The organism is Nonomuraea sediminis (genome assembly GCF_018531495.1).
Lineage (GTDB): Bacteria > Actinomycetota > Actinomycetes > Streptosporangiales > Streptosporangiaceae > Nonomuraea > Nonomuraea sediminis.
The window spans coordinates 406,589-421,496 of record NZ_JAHDTI010000005.1 but is presented as its reverse complement, the minus strand read 5'-3'; the positions used below and the strand labels follow the sequence as shown (position 1 = coordinate 421,496).

General features: G+C 69.7%; 12 protein-coding genes. 3 read left to right on the top strand and 9 right to left on the bottom strand.

What is annotated here, in order from left to right:
- Positions 1-18: 18 nt before the first annotated feature.
- Positions 19-141, bottom strand: a complete 123-nt coding sequence (locus KIK09_RS59395) for a hypothetical protein (RefSeq protein ID WP_275956276.1) — start codon at positions 139-141, stop codon at positions 19-21.
- 62 nt (positions 142-203) lie between these two features.
- A complete protein-coding gene (locus tag KIK09_RS60645) occupies positions 204-464 on the bottom strand; it encodes a helix-turn-helix domain-containing protein (protein ID WP_372455683.1) in 261 nt (86 codons plus the stop codon).
- 181 nt (positions 465-645) lie between these two features.
- Here KIK09_RS60645 and KIK09_RS26575 point away from each other — a divergent pair, with 181 nt between their 5' ends.
- Positions 646-1,680: a helix-turn-helix transcriptional regulator gene (locus tag KIK09_RS26575; protein WP_214322056.1), complete on the top strand. Its 1,035-nt coding sequence runs from the start codon at positions 646-648 to the stop codon at positions 1,678-1,680.
- On the opposite strand, the gene KIK09_RS26570 is transcribed toward KIK09_RS26575, so the two are convergent.
- Positions 1,664-3,130, bottom strand: coding sequence for a recombinase family protein (locus KIK09_RS26570; protein ID WP_214322055.1), 1,467 nt, complete (start codon positions 3,128-3,130; stop codon positions 1,664-1,666). The two genes, KIK09_RS26575 and KIK09_RS26570, sit on opposite strands and share 17 nt — an antisense overlap.
- A 7-nt stretch (positions 3,131-3,137) precedes the next feature.
- Positions 3,138-3,563 carry a recombinase family protein gene (locus KIK09_RS26565; RefSeq protein ID WP_214322054.1) on the bottom strand — a complete coding sequence of 142 codons (426 nt, stop codon included), beginning with the start codon at positions 3,561-3,563 and terminating at the stop codon, positions 3,138-3,140.
- Positions 3,564-4,288: 725 nt separating this feature from the next.
- On the opposite strand from KIK09_RS26565, the gene holA reads away from it, so the two are divergent.
- Positions 4,289-5,272, top strand: a complete 984-nt coding sequence (gene holA / locus KIK09_RS26560; protein ID WP_214322175.1) for a DNA polymerase III subunit delta — start codon at positions 4,289-4,291, stop codon at positions 5,270-5,272.
- A 424-nt stretch (positions 5,273-5,696) separates the two neighbouring features.
- Here the strand turns inward: holA and KIK09_RS26555 are convergent, their stop codons facing one another.
- Positions 5,697-6,194: a MarR family winged helix-turn-helix transcriptional regulator gene (locus tag KIK09_RS26555; protein WP_214322053.1), complete on the bottom strand. Its 498-nt coding sequence runs from the start codon at positions 6,192-6,194 to the stop codon at positions 5,697-5,699.
- A gap of 67 nt (positions 6,195-6,261) precedes the next feature.
- Between KIK09_RS26555 and KIK09_RS26550 the strand changes: the two genes are divergently transcribed.
- The gene (locus tag KIK09_RS26550; protein WP_214322052.1) at positions 6,262-7,491 is read left to right on the top strand and encodes an MFS transporter; all 1,230 of its coding nucleotides are present in this window, start codon (positions 6,262-6,264) and stop codon (positions 7,489-7,491) included.
- On the opposite strand, the gene KIK09_RS26545 is transcribed toward KIK09_RS26550, so the two are convergent.
- From KIK09_RS26545 to KIK09_RS26530, 4 genes are read right to left on the bottom strand one after another with little or no spacing between them, the layout of a single operon-like run.
- Positions 7,448-8,143, bottom strand: a complete 696-nt coding sequence (locus KIK09_RS26545; RefSeq protein WP_308164298.1) for an ABC transporter ATP-binding protein — start codon at positions 8,141-8,143, stop codon at positions 7,448-7,450. The two genes, KIK09_RS26550 and KIK09_RS26545, sit on opposite strands and share 44 nt — an antisense overlap.
- Positions 8,136-9,056, bottom strand: coding sequence for an ABC transporter ATP-binding protein (locus KIK09_RS26540; RefSeq protein WP_214322051.1), 921 nt, complete (start codon positions 9,054-9,056; stop codon positions 8,136-8,138). Before KIK09_RS26540 ends, KIK09_RS26545 begins: the two co-directional genes overlap by 8 nt.
- Entirely contained in the window at positions 9,053-11,674 is a 2,622-nt protein-coding gene (locus tag KIK09_RS26535; protein WP_214322050.1) for an ABC transporter permease family protein, read from the bottom strand. Before KIK09_RS26535 ends, KIK09_RS26540 begins: the two co-directional genes overlap by 4 nt.
- The gene (locus tag KIK09_RS26530) at positions 11,671-14,712 is read right to left on the bottom strand and encodes an FtsX-like permease family protein (RefSeq protein WP_214322049.1); all 3,042 of its coding nucleotides are present in this window, start codon (positions 14,710-14,712) and stop codon (positions 11,671-11,673) included. The genes KIK09_RS26535 and KIK09_RS26530 overlap by 4 nt, the downstream gene beginning before the upstream one ends.
- Positions 14,713-14,908 lie beyond the last annotated feature (196 nt).

Here is a 14,908-nt window from a genome sequence, read left to right as displayed (position 1 = left end):
TGACCCGGCCTTGCGCTGTCAGGCCGCGCGGGAGCGGCGGGTGGAGGAGCGGGGGAGAGCGAGTAGGGCAACCGCGAGGCGGCGCTGCTCGTCGGTGATGGGCGGGAGACTGGCGATCATGTTGTCGATCCAGGCGTCCATCTCGGCTTCTCTTGTGTGAGACCTGACGGGGCAGTTAGCGCCCGAGTTGATACTTGACGCCTTCATGTTGTCGATGACGCTTTGTCGGCGGCCACCAGCGCGCTCACGGGGACTCCCAGCGCGACTGCGAGCCTTTGGAGAACGTCTGACGTGCAGCCGAGGCGCTGGCCGCGCTCCAGCCTCGAGATATACGAGTGTGTGACTTGCCCCTCTAGGGCGAGATCCGCCTGCGTCTTGCCGGACAGGCGCCGCAGCGCGCGAAGCGCGTGACTGTTCACCCTGAATCGGGAGGCGACTTGGCTCACGCCAGTAGCATCCCACATCTCAACCGCAACTTGCCACTCATGGATCACTAGATTGACGGTCGAACGCTGCTAAGTCCTGGGTTGTGTTCCGGTCTGCTGTCTCGTACTGTCAAGTTCTGAGCACCGTGTACGCAGGTGACGGCGGGTGTGTAGCCGCTACCGTTTGACACACATGAGGCGAACACGAGGGAGCAACGGGATGCGTGAGAGTCTTGGCAAGGCCGTTCGTGCTCGCCGAGAAGAGCTAGGACTGTCACAACAGGCGCTGGCTGACATCTCCAACGTGGCGGCCTCAACGATCCGCAACATCGAGGCCGACCGGGTCGGGGAAGCGCGCACTTGGAGTCAGATAGAACAGGCTCTCGGATGGATGCCGGGAAGTCCTGAGGCGATCCATGAGGGGCAGACTCCGCAACCGATTCTGGACGTATCTGCACTACGGATTATTAACGGAGTCATCCTTAAGGCGCTGGAAAGACGCTACGAACTGCGTGATGCCATTGACCGGCTGACGCATCAAGCGCACGCTTCCTCTGCAGATCTAGCCGCCCTTAGGGCAAAACTTAGCGAAACGCCAGACGACAAGAAATTGGTGGAGGCCGCGGCGCGCGCGGAGGAGCAGCTGAGTGCTGCCAGGGCAGGACTATCAGAGGTCCATGCACGCCAGGCTTCTTTTGAAGCTAAGGGTCACACCCTACTTGACCTGCATAGGTCAACCATGGATGCTCTCTCGCATGGTGCGGACATCTCTCACGGCGGTTTCGCGAAGAGGACTCATCACTACCTTAGCCTTCTTGCAAGGTCGACGAGTCCCTCGGAGCGGCTTGAATTGATGAGAGGATTCAAGAAGGTCATCAGCGCAAGAGGATGGGAGAGATTCGCCTCTGTCGACCCCACATTTCAGTCCATCGGCCAATTGCAGAAAACGGAATCCGAGTCAGAGATTCGCGCTCCTGAAGCTCATTCAGTGACAATCCTCGATGATGCGGTGCAGAAGACCGAGAAGATTACGGGACGAGTGGATCAAGTCATGATCCCCATCATGGTGGACAGGAGTACCCTAGAAGGGCTCGATAACGCGGACTTTGTGTCCGTAGTGAATATGTTGAGCGAGCAAGCTCAACAATTTGTTCGAGTACTGGCGGATGCGAAGAGGCGAGAAAGAAACAAGCAATCTCACGCATTTGAGTCTCGTTCGGAATGGCCTTCTTTGGACATTAAAGGACTGGAATGATCTCCACGCGCTTGTAATCGAACCGTCCGCGGATGTTCGTCGGATGGATGATGACCCGCTCGATGAAGAGCCGGGCCAAGGCGCGCTTGCGGTCCAATCCGATGCCATCAGGTGAGTCCCAACGGCGGGTCAGGTCTGCGATATCCACGCCGATCAGTGGGGTCGCGCCGGCGAGACGGGCGAGGTTGTCCCGATGACGTCTCAGGCGGGCACGAACCTTGCGGACTGCGGCGACCACCTCGATGAGCTCGTCTTCGTCCTCGTCGCCGTCGCTGGCAAGCTGGGCCTCCAGTACCTGGAGCCTGGCCTCATCCTTTTGGATGGCGGTGAGGACGCCTTCGGTGTCGTCCTGGGATGCCGCTTCGCGTTCGGCGAGTTCTCGAAGCGTCTGCGTGTCTCCGGCTCGCTTGATGATCCATTTGCGGATGAACGTCTCCAGGTCAGTGAGGTCGATCACCCTGCCGCCGCATCCACCTTCGACCTTCGGCTGGCAGGAGTACTTCGGCTTGCCATGGCCGATGGACACTCGCATGGCCTTGGGTTTGCGCTCGTCACATGAGCAGAAGACCAAGCCGGTCAAGTAGTACTTGCGCGGCCCCTGTCCTGGATGGCGTCCCTTGGACTGGAGCAGCGCCCGGAGGCGGCGGTGGGTGTCCTCGTCGATGATTGCCGGCCAGTTCGCTTTACCGACAACCTCGCGGTGAAACTCTCGCAGGCCGGCGATCCGGCCGGACCGCAGCAGCCAGCGCAGGGCCTGCAGGCTCCACGGGTTATCCATCGACGTCCTGATGCCTCGCTCGTTGAGATCGGCGACCACCGAACGCACGCTCTCCCCACTCAGCACGCGCTCCGCGCACTCGCGCACGATTGCCGCTTCCGCCTCATTGATCTCATCGCGGAGGATCTTCCTCCTAGGCCCATCGCCAGCGTAAATACGTGTGTATCCGAAAGGGCGCGGCCCGCCGTTGCTCACATCGCCATCTTCCACGAGCTGCTGGATCTTGCGTCTGATTCTCTCGGACTTGTGCTCGCTCTCATAGCGCGCATACACGCCGTGCTGGCGGGCGACCATGCGCCCGCTGGCGGTGTTCATATCGATCTCGCCAGCGCGCACTGTCTGGACCTTCACACTGTGCTTCTCGATGAGGGCGATGAAGTGCTCTAGCTCCAGCGGGGAGCGGTGTAGGCGGTCGTTATGCCAGGAGATGATCGCGTTGATGCGGCCTGCCGCGATGTCGGCCATCATGCGTTCATACTGTGGGCGCGGCTTGCCGGAGTAGGCCGAGAGGTCATTGTCGGGATAGATGTCGATCACGGGCCAGTCCAGCCGCACGGCGAGTTCTCGACAGTCTTCTTCTTGACGCTGCACACCCAGCCCGCGGCCTTCGCGGTCGTCGGAAATGCGGACGTAGATCGCCGCGCGGATCGTCTCAGCCGCTTTCAGGAGCATGTGGTCACTACTCCGGCTGTCCGCGCAGCGCCCGCCTCCGTGCGGCCTTGACCTGCCGGCGTTTGGTCACCGAGCCGGAGACCTGCCGGATGGACGCCAAAGGCTGGGGCGAGACGTTGGACTCGATGTCGCCGGTAACAGTGTGCACGGTCACCTCGTGCGCCCGGGCAGTGCTCAGGAACGCCTCGAGGGCGGCGTGATCCCTGTGGAACCGCGCGAGGTCGAAGGTCACGACCGCGTCGATGTGCCCGGCCGTGATGTCAGCGATCAGCCGCTGGTAGCTCGAGCCTCCTGGGTGGCCGGTGTCTGTGTAGACGGCGGGTGAGGGCCAGCCGAGCTGTCTGATCAGGTCGCGGCACACTTCCTCCTGCCGCGCGCAGACGTCCGCGGAGCCTGCGGCGGTTCGCGTATAGATCGCCGGGTGCAGAGCCATAGCGCAAGTCTCCTTGATGTGTTAGAAAGAAGCTACAGCACCACGGCTCGGCGCGCCAGGACCCCGAGTTCCTCGCCGCGGTCGGGGCGCGGGCGGCCCTGATCAGCGTGGGCGCCGACAACGACTACGGTCACCCGGCCCCGTCAACGCTCGCGCTTCTCAACCACCTCGGAGCCCGTGTCTACCGCACAGACCAATCCGGCGACCTCGCCATCACCGCCCACAACAACACTCTCGCCATCGTCCCCCGCGGCCCATGACAGACCCTCCGACACCGTGGCGTTGGGCGTTGTCCGGGGTGGCGGGCGTGGTGCGGGGCGTTGAGCGTGCGGAGGTGGTGCGTGGGGCGTGGGGCGTTCGTTCCTGTTCGCCCGCAGGTTGCGCGGCGCGTCGTCGAGGCTTCCGGCTCGCGCGAGCGCGTCGTGCTGGTGAACGCGGCCGAGGGCGAACCGGCCAGAGCGTGGGTCGTGTGCAGTGGTGGTCGTGCGGTGTGTGCGGGGCTGTGTGGAGTGATGGGCGTGCTGTGGGGCGTTATGTGCGGGATATGCGGCGCGTGGCGTGGGCGTTGAGTGGGGGTGCGCGTAGGTGGTGGGCGTGTGATGTGGGCGCAGAGTGGGTGGGGCGTGGGGGAAGGGAGCGGGGCGGGTGAGGGGTGAGGCGGGGCTTGGGCTGGGAGGGGGCTGGCGGGTTTGGGGATGAGTTTCGGGTTGTCGGTGGGGCGTGGCATGCTGCTCGGCATGGCGCGTACCGATCCGGCACCCGTGACCCTGGTCGTCGGCGATGAGGAGTTGCTGGCCGAGCGGGCCGTGAGCGCGGTCGTGGCGGCGGCGCGGGCGGCTGATGCCGACGCCGACGTGCACGACATGGTCGGGTCCAAGGTGGGCGCAGGGGAGCTGACCCAGCTGACCTCGCCGTCGCTGTTCGGCGACCGGTCGATTGTGGTGATCAGGTCCGCGCAGGACCTGGGCAAGGACGTCATCGCCGAGGTCGTGGCGTACGCCAAGGCGCCGTCGGACGACACCGTGCTGGTGCTGGCGCATCCGGGGGGTGTAAAGGGCAAGGCGCTGGTCGACGGGGTGAAGAAGGCCGGGGCGCAGGTGGTCACCGTAAGCAAGATCACCAAGCCGGGGGAGCGGCTCGACTTCATCAAGGGTGAGATCAAGCGGGCCGGTCGGGGCATCGCGGCCGACGCGGCGCAGGCGCTGCTCGACGCGGTGGGCAACGACCTGCGGGAGCTGGCGGCGGCCTGCAGCCAGTTGGCGTACGACACCGAGGACAAGACGATCACCATGGCGGCCGTCGCCCGCTATCACAAGGGGCGGGCGGAGGTCACCGGCTTCAACGTGGCCGACTCGGCCGTCGAGGGACGGCTGGCCGAGGCGCTCGAGCAGTTGCGCTGGGCGCTGGGCACCGGGGTCGCGCCTGTGCTGCTGGTGAGCGCGCTGGCCGGGGGGCTGCGTTCGCTGGCCAAGGTCGGCGGGGCGCCGCGCAACCTCAGGGGTGGGCAGTTGGCGAGCCACCTCGGGATGCCGCCCTGGAAGATCGACCGCGTGAAACGGCAGCTCAACGGCTGGGGCCCGGAGGGGCTTTCGCGTGCCATCCAGGCGGTGGCGGCCGCCGACGAGCAGGTCAAGGGCGGCGGCGCCGACCCCGCCTACGCCCTCGAACACACGGTCCAACTCATCGTCGCCAACCGCACCGGCCGCTGACCACTCCACGGGAGACAGCCCGGCAATCCGCTGAGAGCGGCTTGTACAGTTGCGCCCGGTCGCATGCTGCTGACCACGTTGGGGGAGGCGGTCCGGCTGCTGTCTGGCATGGTGCTAACCGCTCTGGGAGGTGCGGCTGTAGTCCGGTCGCATGCTGCTGACCACGTTGGGGGAGGCGGTCCGGCTGTTGGTCTGGCCACGCGCGCTAGTCGGTCTGTGAGGTGCGGGTTGTGCGGCTGCCGCCTGGCCGCGCATACCGCCGCTGGGGAGCGGGGTGGCCAGGGCTTGGTTGGGCGTTGCCGTGTGCGGTGTGGCGGTCAGGCGCGGGCCGTGTGATGGAGCGGGGTGGCCAGGGCTTGGTCGGGCGTTTCCGTGTGCGGCGTGGCGGCCAGGGTGACCCCGCGAGGTGCGCGGGAGGTTGTGGTTAGTGGGGGGTTGGGGGGTGGGATTCGGCTTGGGTCAGGAGGTGTTTGAGGAGGGTGTTGAGGGTGGTGCGGTCGGTGGGGGAGAGGGTGGAGATCAGGGCGGTTTCGACGTCGCCCTGGACGGACATGGCCTCCATCCAGAGGTCGTGGCCCTTGTCCGTGATCTCGATGTCCACGCGGCGGCGGTCCGTGGTGCTGCGGACCCGGCGGATCAGGCCCGAGCCCTCGAGGGTGTCCAGGCGCCCGGTCATCCCGGCGGGCGAGAGCATGAGCTCCTCCGCCAGCTCCGTGGGCGTGGCCGAGCCGCCGTGGGCGACGAGGCGGTGGAGCGTGTCGTACTCGAAGTACTGCAGGCCCGCTCCCGCCACCGAGGCCTCCTTCGTGGCGCGCAGGTGCTTCACCAGCATCTGCATGCGCGTCACGATCGCCTCCACCTGCTCGTCGTAGGGCGCCTTGCCGCGCCAGCGCGCCAGATGACGATCGACCGAGTCCTCCACCCGAGCAACGATACGCCAACAAGTATTTAGTTGACGAAATATATGCCAACGAAATACCTTCGCGTTCATGACCACACGACTGCTGATCGGGCGCTCCGTCTCCGCACTCGCCACCGCCTTGATCCCGACGACGCTGACGCTCGCCGTCCTGCGTGCCACAGGGTCGGCCCAGGCGCTGGGGCTGGTGCTGGCGTGCGAGCTGCTGCCGATGCTGGTCCTGCTGCCGGTGGGCGGGGTGCTGGCCGACAGGTTCAGGCCCGAGCGGGTGGCGCTGGCGGCCGACCTCGTGCGAGGCCTGACGCAGGCCGCGATCGGCGTCGAACTGCTGCTCGGCGTGACGCGGATCCCGGATCTGGCGGTGCTGTCGGGTATGGCGGGGGTGGCGGTGGCCTTCGGTTCGCCGGCCGTACCCAGGCTGGTGGTGGCGGTTGTGGAGGGCCCCGACCGCCTGCGGGTGAACGCCCGCATCGGCGTGGCCACCAGCCTGTCCGGCGTGGTCGCCCCGGCGATCTCCGGCGGCCTGGTACTGGTCGCCGGGCCCGGATGGGCGGCGCTGCTCACGGCGGTGCTGTTCGCCTGCTCGGCCACGACTCTCGGAGGAGTCCGTACGGCACGGCCGCGCCCCGCCGAGGCCAAGTCCTTCGGCCGCGAGCTGGTGGCGGGATGGCGCGAGGTACGGCAGAGGCCGTGGTTCCTGACCAGCGTGCTCGGTCACGGAGTGTGGCACTTCATGGCCGGCCTGTTCCTCACGCTCGGCCCGCTGACGGCCGTCACCAGCCTCGGCGGCGAGTCCAGCTGGGTGCTGATCGTCCAGTCCGGCACGGTCGGCCTCGTGGCGGGCGTCCTCGCGGCCCCCCGCCTCCCGATCCTCCGCGGGAAGAACGCGGGGACGCGGCGGGCGTTGGTGGTCGTGCAGGTCTGCGCGGCACTGTACGTGCTGCCGATGGCCGCGCTGGCCGTGCCGCTGCCCGCGTGGGGGATCGCGGTGGCCTACGCGGGGGCGATGTTCGGGCTGGGCCTGCTGAGCCCGCTGTGGGAGACCGTGGTGTCGAACGAGATCCCCGAGCACGCCCTGGGCCGGGTGCGGTCGTTCGACCAGTTGATCTCGTTCGCCTCCAGGCCGTTCGGCCTGGCGGTGGCCGCTCCGCTGGCGGGCGTGGCAGGGGTCACCACGACGATGGTCGTGGGCGGCGTCCTGGTGGTCGTGGCGAACCTGGCCTCGATCCTGGGCATCCCGGCGGCGACCCGGGCGGTCACGACTCCTGAAGCACCTGCTCGTGAAGCACGCCGTCGCTGATCTCCAGGACCCGGTCGGCGAGCGTGATCAGGCTGGGATCGTGGGTGGCGACCAGCGCGGTCACGCCTTCGCTGCGCACCAGCGCCCGCAGCAGCTGCATGATCTGCCGCCCCGTCTGGGAGTCGAGCTGCCCGGTGGGCTCGTCGGCCACCAGCAGCCGCGGCTTGTTGGCCATCGACCGCGCGATGGCCACCCGCTGCCGCTGCCCGCCCGACAGCTCGTAGGGCCGCTGGTTGGCGTGCTGCTCCAGCCCCACCAGCGCGAGCAGCATGCTGATGCGCCGCTCGCGGTCGGGCACCGGCATCCGGGCCAGCCGCATCGGCACCCCGATGTTCTCGGCCGCGGACAGCACCGGGATCAGCCCGAAGGACTGGAAGACGAAGCCGATGACGTCCCGCCGCATCCCCAGCAGCGCGTCCTCGGACAGGGAGGTGACCTCCTGCCCGGCCACGACCACCCGCCCTGCGTCGGGCTTGTCGAGCCCGCCGATCTGGTTGAGCAGCGTGGTCTTGCCCGACCCCGAGCGCCCGCGGATGGCGATGAGCTCGCCGGGGAAGGCCTGGAAGGACACCTCCCGCAGCGCCACGACCTCCTTGGGCCCGGTCCGGTAGACCTTGCGCAGCCCCTCGACGACAACCAGAGGCTCACTCACTGGACGGCTCCTCTCGGGCGGGCCACACGCCGATGTGGTCGGACTCGAGCTCGAGGCGCACCCTGCGCTCCATCTGCAGGGCGTTCATGAAGTCGCGGGGAAGCTGCAGGCGCCCCACCCGGTCGAGCACCGCGTACTCCTCGGCGACGATCTGCCCCTCGGCGTCCTCGCGGCGCAGCGTCTCGCTGCTGGTGCGCCCGTCGCGGATGCCGATGGTCCTGTCGACCTGCGAGGAGACCAGCGGGTCGTGGGTGACGATGACGACGGTCACGCCGAGCTCGCGGTTGGCGGTGCGCAGGGCGTCGAAGACGTCGCCGGAGGTCTCGCTGTCGAGCTCACCGGTGGGTTCGTCGGCCAGGATCAGCTGCGGCGAGTTGGCCAGGGCGACGCCGATGGCCACCCGCTGCTGCTCGCCGCCGGACATCTCCGGTGGCTTCCTGTCGGCGCAGTAGTCGACCCCGAGCAGTTCGAGCAGCTCCAGGGCCCGGCCACGGCGGGCGCGGCCGGCCAGCCGCATCGGCAGTTCGACGTTCTCCCGCGCGGTCAGGTAGGGCAGCAGGTTGCGCGCGGTCTGCTGCCAGATGAACCCGACCACCGAGCGCCGGTAGTGCAGCCGGTCCTTGGCGGTCATCGCCAGCAGGTCCATCCCCGCCACTCTGGCCACGCCCGCGGTCGGCACGTCGAGCCCCGACAGCACGTTCAGCAGCGTCGACTTGCCCGAGCCCGAGGCTCCGACGATGGCGACCAGCTCGCCCTTCTGGATGAGCAGGTCGAGGCCCTGCAGGGCGACCACCTCGACGCCCTCGGTCTTGTAGATGCGCACCAGGTTGTCGCAGACGATGTGCGCGTCGCCGCCGAAGGCGGCCTTCTCCTGGGTGGCCTGCTCCTCGAGCTCGGACAGTGTCGGGTTCATACGAGATCACCCACTCGTAGGACGGAGCCGAGGCTGCGCCGCCGGCTGATGGCGGTGTGCGCGTAAGCGCCGAGGACGGCGACCGCGGTGACGCCGGCCGCGAGTGCGACGGGCATCACGGGGGAGGGGCCGAACCCGTCCACCGTCAGCCCCCCGGCGTACACGGAGAGGTCGACGCCGGGCCCGAGCGCGGCGGGCAGGCCGAGCCCGAGCGCGAGCCCGGCCAGCGCGGTCGTCACGATCATGGGGGAGACCTCCAGCACGGTGAGCAGCTGCGCCTGGCGCGCGGACAGCCCGAGCGTGCGCAGGAACGACAGCGCCCTGGCGCGGTCGGCCGCGCCCACCACGAGCGTGACGATCACCGCGACGAGCGCGTAACACGTCAGCGCGACCATCGTGATGAGCAGGATCTGCCGTACGGTCGCCGTCAGCGGATCGTTCTGGATCGCGTCCAGAGCCCGAGCCCGCGACTCCACCGACAGCTCGGGGATCCGGGCGGCGGCCATGATCGCGGCGGGATCCACGTCCCCGCCGATCAGCAGCGTGTTGGTCGCGGGGCGCCGGTTGGTCTCGAAGGGCACGACCATGAACTTGCCCTCGGTGAAGAACCCGGGCACAGCGGTGACGACTCCCGCGGTCGTCACCTTGATCCTGCTCTGCCAGCCGATCTCGAAGGTTCCGCGACCGCGCAGTTCCGGCGAGACCAGGACGGGAATCCCGGACGCGCCTCCAGTGGCGGGCAGCGAGATGGGCGCGTCCCCGATCAGCCGCCGCCACTTGCCGAGGTCGACGGCCAGGGCCTCGGCCCGCTGCCCGCCGAACCCGATCTGGACGGAGCCCGTCTGCGCGGGCACCACGGTCGTCACCCCCGGCACCCGGCGGATCCGCTCGATCGCGTCGGCGGGGATCTCCCGCGACAGGCTCGCCTTGACCGGCGCGCCGATCCGCTGCCAGGAGGCGACCACCTGGGTGCGGCCGATCCCGTCCGACACCACGGCCGCGAACACCGACACCGCCAGCGCGGGCAGCAGGATGAGGACCGGCAGCACACTGCCGAACCCCGCCCTGGCCGCCCGGGTCAGGCCCAGGAACGGTACGGCGGGCCGGCGGCTCGCGGCCAGCCGTACGACCAGCTTGAGCGGGTAGGGGTAGCAGCGCAGGGTGATCAGCGCGGCGGCGACGGTCAGCGCGATCGGGACCAGCAGCAGGAAGGCGTCCTGGCCCTGCTCGGCGACGTTCGTGGTGAGCCCGCGGGTGCGCAGCAGGTAGGCGCCCACCAGCGCCAGGCCGATGACCAGCACCTCCAGCGTGATCCGCCTGGCCGATGGCCGGGCCGTGACGACGTCGGACCGCTTCTCGTGCAGGGGCGCGCGGTGCGCGAGGGCGAGCCCGACCGCGGCGAAGCCCACGGCGGTGAGCAGCACCAGCGCGGGGGCCACGTGCACGATCGGCAGGACGGGCCCGGGAACGGCGTAGGAGGCCGCGTATCCCGCGAGAGCCGAGGGTGTCGCGGCGAGCGCGACCACCCCCGCCCCGGTGCCCGCGACGGTCCGCAGCGATCCGCCGCGGGCCCGCATGAGGGCCAGCGTGGTGTCCAGCCGGCTGGCCAGCAGCTGTACGGCGAGCACGATCACCCCGATCGCGACCACGAGGAGCCCGCCGAGCACCAGGTACATCACGGTCTGCGCGGTGGCCATGGCGACCAGGAAGTCGCCGACCAGCTTGGCCAGCCCGGAATCGAGCCGGTACTGCGAGGTCGATCCCACCGCCTGCAGCATGGCCACCCGCCCGAAGTCGTTCACGGCGGCCCGCAGCCCGGGCACGTCCAGCGAACTGGCGGCGCGCGGGTCGACCGGGAGCACCCAGGAGTACTCCAGGTTGCGGTCGGCGCCGCTGAGCGCGGTCAGCGCGGCGGTGGAGATGAGCGTGGTGGTGTGCTTCTCCGGCTCCAGCTCGTTGGGCTGCTGCACGAGCTGGACGTGCAGGACGTCGAAGTTGTGGCTCCAGTAGCGGTCGGCGGGGTTCTTGGCGCGGAAGACGCCGACGACCTTGACGGCGGCGTAGTCGCTCTCGCCGATGATCTTCTGCTGGCCGAGCGCGAGCCCCATCTGGGTGAGGGACTCCTCGACCACGCCCACCTCGAAGAGCGTGATCGGGTGGCCCTCGAACGTGGTCTTGGACGGCGGGCCGGGCGGCCTGCCCTGGACCCAGTCCACGCGCTTGTCGGCGTCGGACAGCCAGCCCAGGTTGACGAACGTCTTGCCGTTCGAGCCGTGCACCGGCGTCTGGAAGGTCTTGGCGCTGAAGTGGCTGGTCCCGCTGCCCTGCGGCTGGACCATCGGCCTGAGCGGGGCGGGCAGCACCTTGCGGAAGCGGTTCTCCCTGTCCTGGAACTGCCCGAGCTCGGTCAGGTCGTCGGCGCGCGTGTTCGACACCGAGCGCACGGCGAGGTCGAGCTGTTCGGCCGGCGCCCGCCCGAGCGTGTCGCGCATCGCGGCGTCGAAGGAGGCCTGCAGCGTCCGCGGCAGGCCCGCGACCAGGAAGCAGGCGCTGAGCGTGAGCAGGCACAGCACGGCCACGGCGCCGAGGTGTACCCGGGCCAGCTGCAGCGGTCTCACAGTTCCTCCCTGGTGAAGCCCTGCCGCCGCAGCTGCCTGGCCAGACCGGCGACGATGGCGAACAGCACCGCGGCCACCACCGCGAGCATGGCGAGCGTGGCGGGCCACGGGATCTCGAGCAGCACGCCCGGGGTGACCGCGGCGGCCTGCCCGGTGAGCACGATGTGCGGCACGACCAGCGCGCCCACCACGACCGCCAGCGCGGTCCCCGCGACCAGCGACAGCCCGATGACGAAGGTCTGCTCGATGGCCAGCAGCCCGAACATCTGCCGGAAGCTCACCCCCAGCGCCCGCAGGATGGTGAACTCCGCCATCCGCTCGCGCGCCGCGACCGTCGCGTTGACCAGGAACCCGAGCGCCGCGAACACCAGCGCCGCCAGGAAGCCGAGGATGAGCGCCCCCTGCAGCCCGCTGGCCAGCGGGTCGTCACGCAGCTGCGCGGCCAGCTCCCGCTGGTCGACCGCGGTCACGTCCCACTGCGGCCTGGTCTGCAGCACCGCCCTGGCCTGCGAGGCGTCGCCGTCGCGCGCGGCCAGCCACCACTCCGTCGCCGGCCGCGGGATCAGCCCCGCGGCCAGGTCGCGATCGTGCAGCGTGGCCCAGTCGGCCAGCATGGCCGGCTGCCCTGCGGAGGTGGTCGGCATCTGCGCGACGATCCCCGCCACGGTCACGTCGATGACGCGCCCGTCCATGCTGACGCGCCCGGTCGCCCCGTCGGCCAGCTTGAGCGACGCGGCCAGGTCGGCGCTCAGCACGATCGGCAGCGGCCGCGCGTCCCGCCGCGCGGTGGAGACGGGCTGGGCTTCCGTCACCTCCAGGTCGTACGGCCGGCCGAGCACGGACGCCGTGATCCGCACGGTCCCCGACTCGGGCGGGTTGGCGACCAGGCCCCGGATCGACAGCGGGTAGGTGATCTTCCCGCTGGATCCGGCGAGCGCGCCCAGGTCGACGTCGACCCGGTTGTCGCCCTCCTGCAGGACGCCGAGCGAGACCTCACGCCACACGCCGAGCGCGTCGGAGATCATCATCCGCAGCGGCACCCGGCCCGTGGCGTGCGCCTGCACCTGCAGCCGCGACGGCGTGCCGGGGATCTCCAGCGCGTCGCCCGCGGCGCGGGCGGCCGCCAGCGCCTTCGACATCTCGCCCACGCTGCGCGCGGACAGGTCGGGACGCAGCTGCAGCAGCCGGTCGAGCTTGGCCGCGTCCAGCCCGATGAGCGTGGCGGTCTGCGAGCCGAGGTCGACCTGCCCGCGATAGGCGGGGGACAGGGCCGTGACGCCGGGCAGCGCGGCGAAGGCCGTGCCGCGGCCGAACGTGCCCAGCTCGGGACCGTCGGGCGGCCCCGTCAGCCGCAGGTCGGCGCCGGCCCGGTGGCGGGCCTGGTCGGCCTGCGAGGCGCGCCAGGTGGAGGCCGTGGCCAGCGAGACGATCCCGATGGCCACCGCCATGGTCAGCAACAGCGCGGGACCCGCGTACTTCAGCGGACGCCTGCTCACCTGCCAGGCGCCCAGCGCGGGCGCCAGGCCAGGCCGCCTGGCAGTGACCTTCTCGGCCAGCCGCGAGATGCGCGGCACCAGCCGCAACCCCAGCATGCCGCCGGTCAGCAGCGCCAGCGCGGGCCCGGAAATGATCAGCGGGTCGATGCCCAGGTCGCCGCCCGCCGTCGCGGTGACCGGCGCGCCGTAGTGCTGCAGCTGCCAGATGGCCAGCCCCGCGACCACCAGCAGCGCCAGGTCGGCGCCCGCCCGCTCGATCAGCCCCCGCCCGCCGCCGCGCCCGCGCGCCGCCTGCTCCTCGACATATGTACGGCGGGCCCCGGCCAGAGCCGGGAGCACGAGCAGGATCGCCGAGGCGAGAGCCACGGCCGCCGACACGAGGAACGCGCCCGCGTCAGGCGACAGCGCCAGCCGTACGCCCGAGGCCTTGATCCAGGGCAGCGCGTTGACCAGGCCGAGCAGCGGCGGGCTGAGGAACGGCGCGACGACCGCGCACGGGACGGCCACCAGCAGGGCCTCGCCGCCGGCCAGGAACGCCAGCCTGAGCGTTCCCGCGCCGCGCGAGCGCAGCAGCGCCACCTCCATGCGGCGGTGGTCGGCCAGCAGGCGGGCGGTGAGCATGAGCGCGTAGGCGGCCAGCAGGAGCAGCTGCAGCACCGGGATCAGCATGGTGGAGCGTGCCACCAGGGAGGCGGTGTCGAGCTGGGTGAGCAACTCGGGCAGGCGGCTGGTCGCGGTGCAGTTGGCGCACCCGGCGGCAGTCAGCCGGTCGGGCAGCCCCGCCACCCGGCCGGCCAGGGGCCGCAGCTGCTCGGGGGTGATGGAGCGCAGGTCGGGGACCGCGCTCCAGGTGACGGCGACGTTGGTGGCGAAGTGGCTCAGGAACGTCTCCCGCGCCACCATGAGCGGTCCGTAGGTGGTGAAGCCGCCCTGCTCCACGCCGCGGACGAGCAGCTGCTCGGCGCTCCAGCGGTCGCCGAAGGGGTCGTGCAGCTGGAAGACGCCGGTGATGCGCACGCGGACCTTGGCGTGGTCGAGCCGCCCCTCGGTGGTGATGACCTGGCCGGCCTTGAATCCGGTGGCCGAGGCGGCGGGCAGCGAGACGGCCGCCTCCACCATGTCGCCGCCCGCCTTGGGCCAGCTGCCGGAGATCAGCTCCGCCTGCTGGTCGAGGCCGTCGTAGCTGCCGAAGCGCAGCAGCTCGGGGGTCTTGCGGCCCTCCTGGCCCGGCAGCGTGTAGGAGTCGGAGCGGAAGCTGGTGGTGATCTGCGCGGGCGCGCCGCCGTAGGCCCTCGTGACCTCGGCACGGACCGTCTGGTCGAAGCGGGAGAAGGTCTCCGCGGACACCGAGGTGCTCACGGTGGCGGCCTTCTGCGCCGACGTCGCGGTCTCCATCGTGCGGCGCACACCGATGTCGGCGATGGAGGAGGCGTACATGGTCAGCGCGACCAGGGTGGTGGTGGCCAGCAGGATGGAGCCGAACGCGGCCAGTAACAGCAGCGGCTCGCTGAACGCCCGTTTGACGACCAACGGCCCCCGCATCTGACCCCCTTGACCCGATTAAGTGAACCTTTGTGGATAAGTCCAGATCCGGGCAAGGGGCGGTGACACAGCCGATACGCTGCGGCGATGCCTGCGTGATATTGAAACTGTGACAAGAAAAGGGTGGCGTTACTCTCTCAGACGAAGTATGGGAGAGGCGTCCCCGGGCACAGCGAAACGCCGCACCCCTGCGGGA

Excerpts from the sequence above, each read along its gene's own strand:
- KIK09_RS59395 (WP_275956276.1), bottom strand. The coding sequence starts at position 141 with ATGGACGCCTGGATCGACAACATGATCGCCAGTCTCCCGCCCATCACC.
- KIK09_RS26565 (WP_214322054.1), bottom strand. The coding sequence starts at position 3,563 with ATGGCTCTGCACCCGGCGATCTATACGCGAACCGCCGCAGGCTCCGCG.
- KIK09_RS26570 (WP_214322055.1), bottom strand. The coding sequence starts at position 3,130 with ATGCTCCTGAAAGCGGCTGAGACGATCCGCGCGGCGATCTACGTCCGC.
- KIK09_RS26575 (WP_214322056.1), top strand. The coding sequence starts at position 646 with ATGCGTGAGAGTCTTGGCAAGGCCGTTCGTGCTCGCCGAGAAGAGCTA.
- holA (WP_214322175.1), top strand. The coding sequence starts at position 4,289 with ATGCTGCTCGGCATGGCGCGTACCGATCCGGCACCCGTGACCCTGGTC.
- KIK09_RS26540 (WP_214322051.1), bottom strand. The coding sequence starts at position 9,056 with ATGAACCCGACACTGTCCGAGCTCGAGGAGCAGGCCACCCAGGAGAAG.
- KIK09_RS26530 (WP_214322049.1), bottom strand. The coding sequence starts at position 14,712 with ATGCGGGGGCCGTTGGTCGTCAAACGGGCGTTCAGCGAGCCGCTGCTG.
- KIK09_RS60645 (WP_372455683.1), bottom strand. The coding sequence starts at position 464 with ATGTGGGATGCTACTGGCGTGAGCCAAGTCGCCTCCCGATTCAGGGTG.
- KIK09_RS26550 (WP_214322052.1), top strand. The coding sequence starts at position 6,262 with ATGACCACACGACTGCTGATCGGGCGCTCCGTCTCCGCACTCGCCACC.